The 14,106-nt window shown below is 48.0% G+C and carries 13 protein-coding genes; 10 read left to right on the forward strand and 3 right to left on the reverse strand.

Translation table 11 applies throughout. The features are described 5' to 3' along the window. Nucleotides 1–70 precede the first annotated feature (70 nt). The 4 genes from KNQ13_RS03920 (at nt 71) to KNQ13_RS03935 (ending at nt 4,353) form a co-directional block, all read left to right on the forward strand. Nucleotides 71–1,654, forward strand: coding sequence for a GGDEF domain-containing protein (locus KNQ13_RS03920; RefSeq protein ID WP_014971461.1), 1,584 nt, complete (start codon nt 71–73; stop codon nt 1,652–1,654). Further along, entirely contained in the window at nt 1,651–1,977 is a 327-nt protein-coding gene (locus KNQ13_RS03925) for a potassium channel family protein (protein ID WP_014971462.1), read from the forward strand. The genes KNQ13_RS03920 and KNQ13_RS03925 overlap by 4 nt, the downstream gene beginning before the upstream one ends. A gap of 14 nt (nt 1,978–1,991) precedes the next feature. Beyond that, nucleotides 1,992–2,630, forward strand: a complete 639-nt coding sequence (locus KNQ13_RS03930) for a hypothetical protein (protein ID WP_026830314.1) — start codon at nt 1,992–1,994, stop codon at nt 2,628–2,630. Between the two features lie 151 nt (nt 2,631–2,781). Further along, entirely contained in the window at nt 2,782–4,353 is a 1,572-nt protein-coding gene (locus KNQ13_RS03935) for a glycosyltransferase (RefSeq protein ID WP_150111976.1), read from the forward strand. An 83-nt stretch (nt 4,354–4,436) separates the two neighbouring features. On the opposite strand, the gene mgtE is transcribed toward KNQ13_RS03935, so the two are convergent. Further along, nucleotides 4,437–5,789 carry a magnesium transporter gene (gene mgtE, locus KNQ13_RS03940; protein ID WP_026830316.1) on the reverse strand — a complete coding sequence of 451 codons (1,353 nt, stop codon included), beginning with the start codon at nt 5,787–5,789 and terminating at the stop codon, nt 4,437–4,439. A gap of 231 nt (nt 5,790–6,020) precedes the next feature. Here mgtE and KNQ13_RS03945 point away from each other — a divergent pair, with 231 nt between their 5' ends. From KNQ13_RS03945 to KNQ13_RS03960, 4 genes are all read left to right on the forward strand, one after another. Further along, nucleotides 6,021–6,761: a metal ABC transporter ATP-binding protein gene (locus tag KNQ13_RS03945; RefSeq protein WP_026830317.1), complete on the forward strand. Its 741-nt coding sequence runs from the start codon at nt 6,021–6,023 to the stop codon at nt 6,759–6,761. Then, nucleotides 6,758–7,618 (forward strand): metal ABC transporter permease, encoded by an 861-nt coding sequence (locus tag KNQ13_RS03950; protein WP_201770334.1) that lies wholly within the window; start codon nt 6,758–6,760, stop codon nt 7,616–7,618. The genes KNQ13_RS03945 and KNQ13_RS03950 overlap by 4 nt, the downstream gene beginning before the upstream one ends. Then, nucleotides 7,615–8,532, forward strand: coding sequence for a metal ABC transporter substrate-binding protein (locus tag KNQ13_RS03955; RefSeq protein ID WP_026830319.1), 918 nt, complete (start codon nt 7,615–7,617; stop codon nt 8,530–8,532). The genes KNQ13_RS03950 and KNQ13_RS03955 overlap by 4 nt, the downstream gene beginning before the upstream one ends. 91 nt (nt 8,533–8,623) lie before the next feature. Then, a complete protein-coding gene (locus KNQ13_RS03960; RefSeq protein WP_236624344.1) occupies nt 8,624–9,127 on the forward strand; it encodes a PCYCGC motif-containing (lipo)protein in 504 nt (167 codons plus the stop codon). A 282-nt stretch (nt 9,128–9,409) separates the two neighbouring features. Here KNQ13_RS03960 and KNQ13_RS03965 read toward each other — a convergent pair whose 3' ends face one another. Further along, the gene (locus KNQ13_RS03965) at nt 9,410–9,847 is read right to left on the reverse strand and encodes a hypothetical protein (protein WP_026830321.1); all 438 of its coding nucleotides are present in this window, start codon (nt 9,845–9,847) and stop codon (nt 9,410–9,412) included. Between the two features lie 182 nt (nt 9,848–10,029). Between KNQ13_RS03965 and KNQ13_RS03970 the strand changes: the two genes are divergently transcribed. Continuing rightward, nucleotides 10,030–11,043, forward strand: a complete 1,014-nt coding sequence (locus tag KNQ13_RS03970) for a zinc-binding alcohol dehydrogenase family protein (protein WP_026830322.1) — start codon at nt 10,030–10,032, stop codon at nt 11,041–11,043. Nucleotides 11,044–11,098: 55 nt separating this feature from the next. Here KNQ13_RS03970 and KNQ13_RS03975 read toward each other — a convergent pair whose 3' ends face one another. Continuing rightward, nucleotides 11,099–11,272 carry a hypothetical protein gene (locus tag KNQ13_RS03975; RefSeq protein WP_014971472.1) on the reverse strand — a complete coding sequence of 58 codons (174 nt, stop codon included), beginning with the start codon at nt 11,270–11,272 and terminating at the stop codon, nt 11,099–11,101. Between the two features lie 247 nt (nt 11,273–11,519). Between KNQ13_RS03975 and KNQ13_RS03980 the strand changes: the two genes are divergently transcribed. Continuing rightward, nucleotides 11,520–13,958, forward strand: coding sequence for an ATP-binding protein (locus tag KNQ13_RS03980; protein WP_251027324.1), 2,439 nt, complete (start codon nt 11,520–11,522; stop codon nt 13,956–13,958). Nucleotides 13,959–14,106: the final 148 nt, after the last annotated feature.

Raw genomic sequence — 14,106 nt, forward strand, 5'->3', positions numbered from 1 at the left:
AAATAGATTCATCCTTTTCTTCTTCTTATAATGGGACTATCACTCAATCTATTAAGAAGGACGGGTTTTCATGAGGTCTTTATTTTTGTACGCTGCTGTCTATCTGATCCCGACATTCATAATGTTTTACATGGCCGTCGATATCTTTTTACGGAATCCGAGACGTTCGCAACACCGGTTGTTGAGCTTGTTTACCTTTGCCTACGGAATGTTGTTCCTCGGTGAGTTTTTCCGAAATACAGCTCCGGTTTCGATGAGTCCCGCTTTTGTGACGTATTGGTTCGGAAATGCCGGCTTACTTGTCTTTAGTACATCCCTGCATTTCATCTTCCGCATCTCGAATCTTTGGAAAAAGATGCCCCGCCTGCTTTATCCGGGCATCTTTTACCTGCCGATGGTCATCGTCTTGTTCACCTATGTCTTTCAGACGAACGTCATCAACAGTCAACAGTTCAACCAGATCGGGCTGTTCATCTATCCGGAGTTCAATACGTCCTATTTGATCACGATGACATTCGGGAACGTCTTCCATGTGCTCGTGATTGTTCTCTTGGTGTATGCCCGAACGCAACTGCGTGACGCACGACGTGGCATCATCAACGTCTTGCTTGGTGTTGCGCTGATTGTCCTCGCTTGGGACATTATATTCGGCTACAACTCGTTTTATGGTGTCATGCCACCGTATGCTTATATATACGGGGGTCTGTTTTGGGCAGCAGCCTTGACGATCGCAATGCGTCGGTTTGATTATTTGGCGTCCTATCAAAAACGGTTTGCGACCCTCTATGACTTGAATCCGTCCGCAATTTTGTTACTCGATCGTCACGGACGGATTGAAAGTGCGAATCCTGCCGCTTTTACGTTACTGAAGGAACAAAACTTGTTGGGTCACCCGTTCGCCGATTATCTGCCGGAGAAAAAACAGCAGGACTGGACGGCTCATTACGAGGTCCATTTCCAGTCTCAGCGCAAATTCAATGAGTACGAAACGAAAGTCGTCACACGGGAACAGCAGGAACGGTATGTCGTGATGGACGCTGACTTCGTTTTCATCGAACAGGAACTTCATGGCATGTTACTGATCCGGGACATTCAGTCCTTCAAAGAAGCCGAGCAGACGATCCGCTTTTTCGCCTACCATGATCCGTTAACCAAAATTGCCAATCGTCGAAGTTTTTACGAAAAAGCCGGACAGGAAATCTTAGAACGGGACAGCATCACAATTGTTGTCGTTGATCTCGATGGTTTCAAAGGGATCAATGATACGTACGGACACCAGATTGGTGATGCCTTTTTGATTCATTTGGCACGTCTGCTCGAGCAGGAGGTCGAATCGCTCGGGTTTGCGGCACGGGTCGGTGGCGACGAATTCTTTTTACTGTTGTATGACCAGACACCTGATCAGCTCCATCGGTTCACGACGTCCCTCTTAACGACCTTCCAAAACAATCCGTTTGTTTTAGCCGAAGAGTTGATTGAGATTCGGACGAGTATCGGATTGAGTTATTCACCCGATCATGGAATCAGCCTCGATACATTGATTCATCATGCTGATCAGGCGATGTATCACATTAAGTACAACGGTAAAAACGGCTATCGTATTCATGATACGCTGGACCCGGTCCAACGACCGTATGAAGGAGGAACCCGATGATTTCCATGCTTGCGATTTTTTCACGTTTATTCAAAGGATTACGGCACGCGTTTCAGTTATCTTATTTCCGCGGCTTATTGATTCTTTGTCTGTTGACGTTACTGTCCGGAACGATTTTTTACAGCACTCAAGAAAATTTAACTGTCGTAGACGCGCTTTATTTCTGTATCACGACGCTGAGCACGGTCGGTCATCCGACGTTCGCTCCCGTCACGACACTCGGAAAAGTCTTTACGATGGCCTACATCACAATCGGATGTGGTTTATTCCTGACGTTGATTGCCACACTAGCCTATGTTTTGATTAAGGAACAAGAAGATTGAAAGGAGATGGCGGGATGCGGCAAGCAGCCATTCAAAATAATTTCGATTGGTGTCGTCTGATTTGCGAACTAAACGGATGTACCGTCACGGAAACACACGACAGCTGGAAAGCGACAGGTAACGTTCCGCCTCTTTATCCGGAAATGATGGTCCGCTCTCACCAGCAACAACTGGACCTGTCCGGGATTACGAGCGTCAAGGATTGTACCGCCAGTTACGATTTTTCACGCGCTGGACTGACACACCTGTTCACGGCGGAATGGATTACGCGCCGCCCGATCCTTGATCGCCGGGCACTCCCCGTCGATTGGACCGTCGTGACCGACTTGAAGGAATCGACACGTTTTTTCAACATCATCGATACGGATGATGTCCCGAAGACGTTGTTTGAACGCTCCGATGTCCGGCTGTTTTTTTCCGAGCCTCAACAGGCGGGTTTTATCGCCTACTCGAACGGACAGACGACCGGTCTGTCCCACCTGACATCAAACTATCTCGATGAACGACTTTGGGATGACGTCATTCGTCTCAGTTCCGCCCACTTTCCGGGACAGCCGCTCGTCGGGTATGAATACGGTGATCAGCTGATTACTGCCCTTGAAGCCGGGTTTGATGATATCGGTCCGCTTGCGGTGTGGATAAGATCAATCTAAATCGATTCCATTTTGAGAGTATATGTAGGAACCCTTATTTCCTTGTCTTCGATAGATGTGCTAAGGTTGGCATCACTCAAAAAGACAAACAGGAGGTGAGGGTTGTCTTTTATCCCACTAAAAAATATTGTTTATCCGACAACCAAAATTCATGAAAAGAACAACTTTTTTCACTTTAAATACGTTAGGGGCGAAACGCGGTGGTCTGGTCAAAGCCGTCATCAAACGAGCAAATGCGGTTGCCGCCGCTGAACCAGACCGGGCTGTCCATCTTCTGACACTTGGTCTCCAGACTCAGATCGATAGTGTCCGAGAAGAGATGATACAGCTTGATCTTCTGAATCCGCGTGTTCAGGTCACGAACTTGATCCATACGTTAGGACAACAGAAGGCAAACGAGAAGCAGACAAAATCCCGATTCTTGAAACGGTTAAATCGGCACTTCATCGTCTTTGATGACGTAAGCCGGTCGGAAAATGATTCCTACCGTGTCTTTGACAATGGCGTCTACGTCCAATATGTCCGTTTTGATGCAATGGATCGTCTTGTTTTCATCGACTATTTTTCAGATACACGTCATCGACTAAAACGGGAAGAATATCTTGAAAACGGACAACTGTTCCAGATCATTCATTATTCCACGACGACGAACAAACCCGTTTCACGCCAGTTTCTTCACGGCAACGGCACCTGTTATTTAACGCTTTGGCACAAGATGAATTCCGTGGACTGGAGTCATCTGTTTTATTTCGGAAAAAACGAACAGCTCCAATTCAATGACCCTGCTGCTTTTTATACGTTTGCGCTCAATCAATTGTTGGCACAGTATCCGGCCGTCTTGTTGTCCTCCGAATTCAGGGATCGTCTACCAAACCTTCCTAAACGAAATCTGGATGCAGTCGTATTAGATGTCTCACACTCTGACATTCGGAAAATCGCATTCGGACACAGCAATCATTTTGTTGCGCCTTTTGATGAGACGACTTCCATCAGTGGTGTTTGGAATACCTTGTTTGAACGACTCGGTGAATGGAGCGCCATCATCACGGCGACGACACGACAAGCGACTCACATGACTCAAAAGTTTGGACACGATTCCCTGTTTCACTCGATTCCGCACGCTTTTACGAATCGGGTAGCAGGCAACATCGTGTCGGATGCGGTGAACCCAAATCGGTTTGTTGTCGTCTCACGGATTCAAGTCAAAAAAGATGTCGCGGAAAGTATCCGGGTCATGCGGCAGATCGTTGACCGTAATCCGCATGCGTTCCTGGACTTTTATGGCTTTGGATACAATGATCCGCTCGAAAAAGAACTGCATGCGTTGATCAAAGAACTGAAATTAACGGAACATATCCATTTTAAAGGCTTTGTGACCGACATGCAGGAAGCGTATGCAGGTGCAGTCGCAACACTCTTCACTTCCCAATCGGAAGGGTTCGGTATGGCGATTCTCGAAAGCATGAGCTACGGGATTCCCGTCATTGCTTACGATATTTGTTATGGTCCGGCAGAAATCATCGAAGATGGCGTGACCGGACGCCTGATTCCAAAACGGGAGACACAACAGTTGGCTGAAGCCGCCATCGACTTGATGGAGCATCCTGAAACACGACGAACGATGGGATTACGCGCAGTTGGAGCACTTGAACCGTTCTCCGATCAACAGTACGAAACCAACTGGGTGAACCTGTTAGACAAACTCGACTCATCCATGGTCTGATGCTTTACGTTCCCCTATATAATTGTTCAAAAAAAGTATCGTCTCGCCGTATCTCAACAGATTCGGCAGAACGATACTTTTTTTTACATCAAGCGACTGATAAACGCCGTCGCGATTCCAAAATAGACGAGTAACGATAAGATATCATTTAATGTCGTAATGAGTGGACCCGACGCAATCGCCGGGTCGATGTTCAGACGGTGCAGAATCAGCGGGATGATCGTTCCGGCAAGCGTTCCAAAAATCAGTGTGATGATCAGTGAACTGCCGACGACGAGACCGAGAATCGGATCGCCTTGCCAGACATAGGCGATGATGGCAATCAAAATCCCACATGTCACACCGATGATCAGACCGACACGCAGTTCCCGCATGATCAGTCGGGTGACGACCTTCTTATCGACTTCGCGCGTGATCAATCCGCGAACGACGACTGCAAGCGACTGTGTCCCCGTATTCCCTGTCATACCGGCGATCATCGGCATGAAAAAGGCTAACGCCACAACTTTTGATAACGTCTCTTCAAATTGACTGATGATCGATCCCGAGACCAGTCCGATGAATAACAGCAAAATCAGCCAGGGCAAACGACGTGTCGCCGCCGTCCAGGGTTTTGTATCAAAATCAATCGATTTACCGGACGCCGATAATTTTTCGATGTCTTCGTTTGCTTCTTCCCGCAAGACGTCAAGAGCATCATCCACGGTAATCAGCCCAACCAGGACTTGACCTTCGACGACCGGTAACGACACCAAGTCGTAACGCTCGAACATCTTCGCGACATCTTCCTGATCGGTCTCAGACGAGACACTGATGACTTTCCGGTCCATCACGTCCGCAATCCGTTCCTCGTTACTCGCGAGAATCAAATCACGGTACGAGATGACTCCGACGAGTTGACTCAGCTGATTGACGACATAGACGTAATTGATCGTCTCCGAGTATTCGATATAGTCCCGCATCTTCTCAACCGTTTCGCCGATCGTCGACTCATCCGTTACCCAAATGAAACGGTTTGTCATCAAGCGGCCTGCCGTCTCTGCCGGGTACGTCAGTAAGTTTCGAACAATCAATGCCTCGTCCTGACGCATACCGGACAGTAACCGATCGACTTCTTCTTTTGGTAATTCTTCCAGTATGTCCGCCAAATCATCATTTTCCATCAAGTCCATGACGTGACCTGCATGTTCGACGTCAAGACGTCGCAACACTTCAAGTTGCTGCTCCAGTTCTAACTCCTCGATGACGTCCGCGAGACGTTCATGATCGAGATAACGCAGCAGACGTTCTTGTTCGGTCGGTCCCAGTTCACCGTACCAGTTTGCTAAGTCATATGGATAGACTTCTTCAATCACTTGCTGCGCCTCTTCACGCCGCTCTTTCATTAATGCCTCAAGTAACAGCAACTTCCATTGTTGTTCCTCTGACTGACTCATCCTACCACCCCCACGTTTTCTCCTCTTCCATCTTAGCACGATGCTTTCAAAAGCACTTCTACGAAAGCAGTTGACATTTCTTTCGTTGCACCTTAAAATTTGCCTTAAGGAAACATTATTAGTCGGAAGAATAATCCGTGACAATAGACAAACTATTTTTTTAGTCTTTTTCTTGCCTTAGGGAAACATTTGTTTTCCCACTAAAATTCACGAAGGAAAGGAGCTTTTTGTATGTATGCAGTAGAAGTAGAAGGATTATCCGTTTCGTATTTCGAGACGACCGCACTCGAACAGCTCTCCGCCCGCTTCACGATGGGACAACTCGTAGGGATCATCGGTCCGAACGGTGCCGGAAAATCAACCTTCATCAAAGCCATCATGGGATTGATTCCGTCAGAGGCTACCACCATCACCTTGCTTGGTTTATCGACCAAAGAGGCTCGAACGCGTGTCGCTTATGTACCACAACGAAGTGCCATCGACTGGGATTTCCCGATTCGTGTCCTCGATGCCGTCCTGATTGGCTGTTATCCGAAACTGGGGCTGTTCAAACGACCACGTAAGCAACACCGGCAACTCGCCATGTCTTGCCTCGAACGGGTCGGAATGCAAGATTATGCGAACCGTCAAATCGGAGAATTGTCGGGTGGCCAACAACAACGCGTCTTTTTAGCCCGCGCCTTAGCACAAGAAGCAGAACTCTTACTGCTCGACGAACCATTTGTCGGTGTCGATGCCGGTAGCGAACGGGTCATCATCGACTTGTTACGCACGTTGCGTGACGAAGGCAAAACGATTGTCGTCGTCCACCACGATTTAAGTAAGGCTGCCGATTACTTTGATACCCTGTTGCTCCTCAATCGACGAATGATTGCCGTCGGATCACCCACTGATGTCTTACAGGCCAAAACGATTGAAGGCGCGTATGGAAACCCGCTCGCCTTCCTTCAGAAAGTCGAGGTCTCCTCATGAATTTCATCGATTTCATCCAAGCCATCACCGAATATGACTTTTTACAAAAAGCCCTCGTGACCTCGGTCATGGTCGGCATCATCTGCGGCGTCATCGGCTGCTTCATCATCCTGCGTGGTATGTCCTTGATGGGGGACGCGATCTCGCATGCGGTCTTACCCGGTGTCGCGATTTCTTATTTACTCGGCATCAACTTCTTTATCGGTGCCGTCGCGACAGGATTGTTGACGGCGCTCGGAATCGGATTCGTCAGTCAAAACAGCCGGATCAAAAACGATACCGCCATCGGGATTTTGTTTACGTCGGCCTTCGCCCTCGGCATCATTCTGATTTCGTTTCTGCGGAGCAGCAGCGATCTGTACCATATCCTATTCGGAAACGTCCTTGCGGTCCGCCCGAGTGACATGTGGATGACACTCGTCATCGGCATCATCGTCCTTGGTGCAATCTATCTGTTTTATAAAGAATTATTGGTCACCTCGTTTGATCCGACGATGGCAGCGGCCTACGGCTTATCGACACGATTGGTCCATTACCTGCTGATGACGATGCTGACGCTCGTGACGGTCGCATCGCTCCAGACGGTTGGTATCATCCTCGTCGTCGCCATGCTGATTACACCGGCTGCGACCGCGTATCTGTTAACGAATCGTCTATCCCGAATGATTTTCCTGTCGGCTGGTTTCGGGACGCTTTCTTCAATCATTGGTCTATATTTCAGTTTTACCTATAACCTCTCTTCCGGCGCCTCGATCGTCCTGGTCGCAACTGCCCTGTTTGCAGTTGTGTTCATCTTTTCCCCACGCCACGGGTTGCTTCGGAAGTGGAAATCACCTAAAAAGGAGCTTACGACATGACGTTTACACGATTCATCCCCTTGGCTGGTCTCGCCGTCTTACTGGCCGGCTGTTCTCCGGATTCTGCGGACGATGGAAAACTGCAGGTCGTCACGACTTATTCGATTTTAGAAGATATGGCACGTGTCGTCGGCGGTGAGCACGTCGACGTCCACAGCATGGTCAAGATCGGTGCCAATCCACATGAATACGATCCGCTTCCGACGGACGTCCGGAAGATGGCGGACGCCGATGTCGTCTTTTATAATGGCTTGAACCTCGAAGCCGGTGGATCGTGGTTCAACAAACTACGTTCGAGTACTAATAAAGACGGGAAAGACGCTCCGGTCTATCAACTGAGTAAAGGGGTCGATCCGAAATATCTGACGGCGGCAGGGAAAGAACAAGAAACCGATCCGCACGCTTGGCTTGATCTGAGCAACGGCATCCAGTACGTCGAAAACGTCAAAGACGGATTGATCAAAGAGGACCCAGCAAATAAAGCGGACTATGAAAAAAATGCATCCACTTATATCGAAGAACTCAAAACACTGGATACAAAAGCGAAAAAACGTTTTGCTGACATCCCGAAAGAACAACGGCATCTGATCACGAGTGAAGGCGCCTTTAAGTATTTCAGTGCCGCCTATGACTTTAAAGCCGATTATATCTGGGAAATCAATTCTGATAATCAAGGAACACCGGACCAAGTCCGGCGCATCGTCGATCTGATCAACCAACAGGACATCCCGGTTCTGTTCGTCGAGACAAGCGTTGACCGACGGAGCATGGAGACCGTCTCCCGTGAAACCGGTGTCCCGATTGGCGGCACACTCTACACGGATTCCCTTGGTGCAAAAGGAAAGGACGGCTCGACGTACTTGACGATGATGGAAGCCAATTTCGATACGATCGAACAACAATTGACACGCTGAGAACTGTCATCGAATCGCCATTCGTTTCTTTTCGATTCCCCCCTACTCCGACGTATACTAAAAGAACGACATCAAACGACGAGGGTGAGGAATGGCTATGCCAAGAAAAACAGGATGGATGATCGTCACGCTTTCAGCCAGTCTTGCGCTTGCTGCCTGCGGACAGGCGGAGCAAAAAACGGCATCACACACCGATCATGCAAAACATACGACACATGCGGGTACCGATCAGTTGGAACAGACAAGCTCCCCAACGCTTGCCCCGTCGTTCTTAAAAGAAACAGATTCTTCGACCCAGACGATTTATCTGTCTGTCGCAAAACATCAGGATCTTCTCGAGAAGATGCCCTGTTACTGTGGCTGTGGCGAGTCAGCTGGACATACGAGTAACTATGACTGTTTCATCGCGGACCAGACGGAAAGTGGCCAGACGACGTGGACGACTCACGGCATCACGTGCGGAACATGCCTCGATATTGCCGCGCAATCCATCGTCGCCTATCAACAAGGCACACCAATCAAACAGATTCGGGATGACATCGATACGGCGTATGCCAAGACGGGTGCGACACCAACTCCCACTCCCGCTCTCTGATTCAAAAAGCGGGGCTGACTCAAAAGTGAGGACCGTCTCTCGATTAAAAGGAATGAAGGGAGGTGCCCCCGTAAAAAGATGGGATCATCGGCCATTTGATTGATGGAGGACGGAAACGTTCATCCTCGACTCCTAGGGGAAAAGGAAGCGCGATTAGCGCTTCCGTCAGGAATAGGTAAGACCCGGCATGACCGCATGGAATGCAGGCTGCCGCGGCTTACCTTCCGCCCATGGAAAGCGAGGATGTCGAACCGTCCGTCACAAAGATTGATTTGGTCAGACTTATTTGCGGGAACGAGCTGTCGCATGAAGGACAAGTGGTTTCCCAGAAAGCAATTCCTCGAGTTGATAATACGTATGCGAACGGATCGGTTGACTCGTTCGAGGAAGATGGCGCAATTCATATGCCACTTCCAAAAGATAAAACTTATAGGTCTCGGCTTCTTCAAAACCAAAGCTGATCCGCCGTGCTTCTATGTAGCCCAGCAAACGTCGTTGTTGTTCGAGCGACAAGCGTTGCACTTGCGGGGCGATCAATTCACCCGGATGAAGGATCAGTTCCCGTTCTGTTCGATAAAGTCGATTCATGACCCCGTGTTCCCGTCGTAAGGCAATCAACTTGGCGGGTTGGTAGGAGCGGGGATAGGGATGCGCGTGGACCAGGTACCGTTCAATGATTGATTGGGTCGGGGCGGCCGGAAAAGAAATGATATCATGCATACGTTTCGACTCCTTTTTCATAGAATATACGCAATCTAGTTTACTACAATTTCCCAACTGGATTTTCGTATGCCTCAGGAAGGAAATCAGTTTTCAAGTTTTAGACCGGGTTTCGTTTTTGTTGGCGCGTGGAACAGTTTCAAAGATACTTATTTTTGAAAGGATGATGATCCGTGTCGCAAATGAAAGCAATCGGTTTCCAGCAACATTTACCCATCAAAGAAGCCAACAGTTTAATCGATCTCGAAATCGAGCGTCCCGTTGCACAAGGACAAGATGTACTGGTCGAAGTCAAAGCCGTCTCAATCAATCCGGTCGATACGAAAGTCCGTGCTCATGGTTCGGATGAGAGCGAACCTAAAATCATCGGCTACGACGCAGCCGGTATCGTCGTCGAAGTCGGCGATCAGGCTTCGCTTTTTTCCGTTGGTGACGAAGTCTATTATGCCGGTGCGATCAACCGCCCTGGTTCGAACAGTGATTTTCAACTCGTTGATGAACGCATCGTCGCGAAAAAACCAGGCCGTCTGACATTTAGTGAGGCAGCAGCCCTTCCACTGACGGCCTTGACGGCGTATGAAGCATTGACGGATCGTCTCCACCTGACGTTTGATGCCAAATCAAATCTCGAGAAGACGATGCTGATCATCGGGGCAGCAGGCGGTGTCGGATCGATTGCGACACAACTCGCGAACAAGGCCGGTCTGACCATCATCGGGACGGCTTCCCGACCGGAAACCATCGACTGGGCAAAAGCCCATGGAGCTCATCACACGATCAATCACCACGAAGACTTCCGCCAGCAACTCGAGCAGCTCGGGTATCATCATGTCGACTATATCTTTTGTCTGAACGCGACCGATCAGCATTTTGAGGCGATGGTCGATGTCATCGCACCGCAAGGCATGATTTGCAGTATCGTCGAAACGGACCAGAAACTCGACTTGAGTGCGTTGCAACAAAAAAGTGCGACATTTGTTTGGGAGTTCATGTTCACCCGCTCCTTGTTCGAGACACCGGACATGATCCGGCAACATGAAATTCTGACACAAGTCGCGACCTGGCTTGATGAAGAAACCCTTGAGACGACCGTCACCCAGACATTAATCGGTCTGAATGCAGCCAACTTAAAAGAAGCCCACCGACTTGTCGAGAGTGGCAAGACAATCGGGAAAATCGTCGTCGAGCAACAGTAACTAAAAACAGTTCTTCCTTCGATGAATACATCAGAAGGAAGAACTGTTTTTTAAGTTAACGGGTGTTTCGGCGTTTCATTGAAAAAACGATTGCTGCAAACAAGGACAATAACCCTCCCGCCCAACCGATCAGTGGCGCATATGAAAACGTATCCCGCAACAACATCCCACCGACAATCAGGATCGCAGCATCCGCTGCAAACAATACGGCTAAAAACCGAAAGTTCATTCAAATTTCCCCCTTTGAATATTTTTCTTCTTTCTTATTTCCCCTGATTTCTTACCACTCACACTCTGACGACATTTATTCATGAAACACATGGAGCAATTTTTGGTATGAATTTCTTGTATTTAAGATAATTTTCTAATAACGCTGTATTTTTAAGTCTAAAAAATGTACGATTACGGTAAGAAATAGGTATAGTACTTACATCTATTATTGAGCACGCTGAAGCAAAGGGGTATCCATAATTTATATGAGAAAATGGTTTAATCAAAAAATAAGTCGACAAATCATGTCTGCTTTCTACCTAATACTGATTACGCTTTCTGTTTCTTCGATCGCAGCATACTTTTATACGAATCATCAAGTAATGGATGCCAAAAAAAGTTTAGATGCCATCAGCGAACGACAAGAACGCGCTACGACCTTATGGGATAACTGGCAGTCCTTACAATATGAGATGCGTGGGTACATCGTCTTTGGTGACGATGCCGTGCTTGATCTCGTTGAGGAAAAAACGGCGGCTCTTGAAAAAGAAACGAAGTGGTTCGAACAAAATGGTACTTACCGGGCCGATCAACTCTATGCGTCCGATGTCCGTGCACTTTATACGTCCTACACGACGTTCGTGATGCCAAGCTTGATCAAATATGTCAAAGCCAAGCAAGACGGGACCGTCGACGAAGCATTCCTGCAAATGCCTAGTCTGACCTCGATGATGCCACAAGTGAAACGCGATCCGAATCGAAAGTTTAAGATGAATGCGTCCGATAGTGAGACGATGCGCCAAAACGTCAATACGATGGAGAGTGTGTTTACGAATTATCGGACTGATCTGCAAGCAAAAGAAATGATGGCTAAGGACAAGCTGGTCAAACAAACGAAATATGCGGAATGGATTTGGCTCATCAACCTCCTGGTCCTTTTCTTCGTCATCCTGTTGATCATCCGTCCGTTCATCGAGCGAACGACACGTCAAATCCAACTCCTTAGCAAGGAAAGTAAATTATTAGCGCAAGGACAACATACGGCTCCATTGATTCCGATTAGTCGAACAGACGAAATCGGAGAACTGAGTAAATCATTCCATCAGATGGCAACAGCCCTGACCGACAACAAACACCGGTTGATGTCGTCGAATGATAATCTGGAACAAGCCCTGCAGTTGACGTTACGCAACGAGGCACATTTAAAAATCCGGAATCAACTGACCGAGACACTTGCATCCCGTGATACCGTGACGGCTTACCCGGCCGTCATCGAAAAAATGGTCGAAATCACCGACTCGACGAATGGGTCGTTGATCTTTAAAGAAGGTACGACGGTCACGAATATCATTTCACATGCAATGACGGAACAGGAACAGGATGAACTGATTTCTACGATTGAACCCGTGATCCGTAAAGCACGAAAAGACAGAGTGCCGCACACCGCACAATTTGCGGAACGATCGTTTGCCGTCACACCCGTGCTTGACGCCAGTACGGATGAAATCATTGCGTATATTTATCTGATGCGTCTCCATCGTCCGTTTGACCGTCAAGAACAGGAAGAATTGGCCGCCTTCGCGCGGCAGCTTGCGTTATCATTACTGCGGATGCGGACGTTTGACGAGATTGGCCGGGAACGTGAAAAATCGGCTCGTCTGTTAAACTCCATCCGGGAGTCCATCCTCTATATCGAACCGGACGGACCGATGCAACTGATCAATCGTCCTCTGCTCGATTTATTTAATCATCCTTCTGCAACGGACTCCAAAGCAGATTGGTTGATTGAAGTCGACGACTCCATTACGAGTTTAAAATATCAAGTCGATCAACTGCCTGAGTTCGAACGCTATTTACGTCAAACCTTTGTCCATCGGGAAACAGGGGAAGGCATTACGTTTTCGATTGATCATGAAACACGGTTCATCAAGACCTATTCGGAAGAAATCCACTACGGCGGAAAATTCCGAGGCATTCTCCTTGTCTTGCGTGATGTGACAAAGGAAGTCGAAATCGATCGCATCAAAAATGAACTCGTCTCGACGATTTCGCATGAATTGCGGACACCTCTTTCCTCGATTTACGGATTCACGGAACTGATGATCCAGCGTGATTTACCAGCAAATCGGCAAAAGAAATATTTAGCAGCCGTCCATTCGGAAACGGAACGATTATCACTTTTGATCAACGATTTCCTTGACCTCCAACGCATGGAGGCGAATCACCAAAAATATACGTTCGAATCCTTTGACTTGATTCCGATGATGCAGGACTTGAGACAACTCCATAGCCTGTCTTCGTCCGATCATGACATCCAGATTTCCTCAGATATCCCGGTCCAGATCCTCCAGGGGGACTCGAAGAAAATCCGGCAGATGTTCGGAAACCTGATCAACAATGCCATTAAATATTCGCCGGCAGGAGGTCCGATTGAGATTCGATTGGAAGAACATCATGATCGTATGACAGTCGCCATCACCGATCATGGAATCGGGATTCCCGCTTCCGCGATGAGCGAACTGTTCCAGAAGTTTTATCGGGTTGATAATTCCGATACCCGTAAGATTGGCGGGACAGGACTTGGTCTCTCGATCTGTCGTGAAATCGCCCGGGCCCACGACGGCGAGATTCATGTTGAATCCATCGAAGGACAAGGATCGACGTTTACGGTTGAGTTGCCTCTGAATCCTCCACCACCGCTATAAGCAAAACCGCGCCAGTTCCTGATGGGACTGACGCGTTTTTTTGATTGCAATCTACCATGAATTATCACTACTAAAAACATCATTACTATACGTTGAAAAAATTAAAATTATCTTCAAAGTCAAATTATCTCAAAAAACGATTCCCTTT

It is taken from the genome of Exiguobacterium sp. s128 (genome assembly GCF_018618815.1).
Taxonomy (GTDB): domain Bacteria; phylum Bacillota; class Bacilli; order Exiguobacteriales; family Exiguobacteriaceae; genus Exiguobacterium_A; species Exiguobacterium_A antarcticum.

What these genes read in the sequence shown, in the direction of transcription:
- KNQ13_RS03975 (WP_014971472.1), bottom strand. Translation starts at nt 11,272, where the DNA reads ATGAACTTTCGGTTTTTAGCCGTATTGTTTGCAGCGGATGCTGCGATC.
- KNQ13_RS03980 (WP_251027324.1), top strand. Translation starts at nt 11,520, where the DNA reads ATGAGAAAATGGTTTAATCAAAAAATAAGTCGACAAATCATGTCTGCT.
- KNQ13_RS03965 (WP_026830321.1), bottom strand. Translation starts at nt 9,847, where the DNA reads ATGCATGATATCATTTCTTTTCCGGCCGCCCCGACCCAATCAATCATT.
- KNQ13_RS03920 (WP_014971461.1), top strand. Translation starts at nt 71, where the DNA reads ATGAGGTCTTTATTTTTGTACGCTGCTGTCTATCTGATCCCGACATTC.
- KNQ13_RS03930 (WP_026830314.1), top strand. Translation starts at nt 1,992, where the DNA reads ATGCGGCAAGCAGCCATTCAAAATAATTTCGATTGGTGTCGTCTGATT.
- mgtE (WP_026830316.1), bottom strand. Translation starts at nt 5,789, where the DNA reads ATGAGTCAGTCAGAGGAACAACAATGGAAGTTGCTGTTACTTGAGGCA.
- KNQ13_RS03935 (WP_150111976.1), top strand. Translation starts at nt 2,782, where the DNA reads ATGAAAAGAACAACTTTTTTCACTTTAAATACGTTAGGGGCGAAACGC.
- KNQ13_RS03960 (WP_236624344.1), top strand. Translation starts at nt 8,624, where the DNA reads ATGGCTATGCCAAGAAAAACAGGATGGATGATCGTCACGCTTTCAGCC.
- KNQ13_RS03925 (WP_014971462.1), top strand. Translation starts at nt 1,651, where the DNA reads ATGATTTCCATGCTTGCGATTTTTTCACGTTTATTCAAAGGATTACGG.
- KNQ13_RS03945 (WP_026830317.1), top strand. Translation starts at nt 6,021, where the DNA reads ATGTATGCAGTAGAAGTAGAAGGATTATCCGTTTCGTATTTCGAGACG.
- KNQ13_RS03950 (WP_201770334.1), top strand. Translation starts at nt 6,758, where the DNA reads ATGAATTTCATCGATTTCATCCAAGCCATCACCGAATATGACTTTTTA.
- KNQ13_RS03955 (WP_026830319.1), top strand. Translation starts at nt 7,615, where the DNA reads ATGACGTTTACACGATTCATCCCCTTGGCTGGTCTCGCCGTCTTACTG.
- KNQ13_RS03970 (WP_026830322.1), top strand. Translation starts at nt 10,030, where the DNA reads ATGAAAGCAATCGGTTTCCAGCAACATTTACCCATCAAAGAAGCCAAC.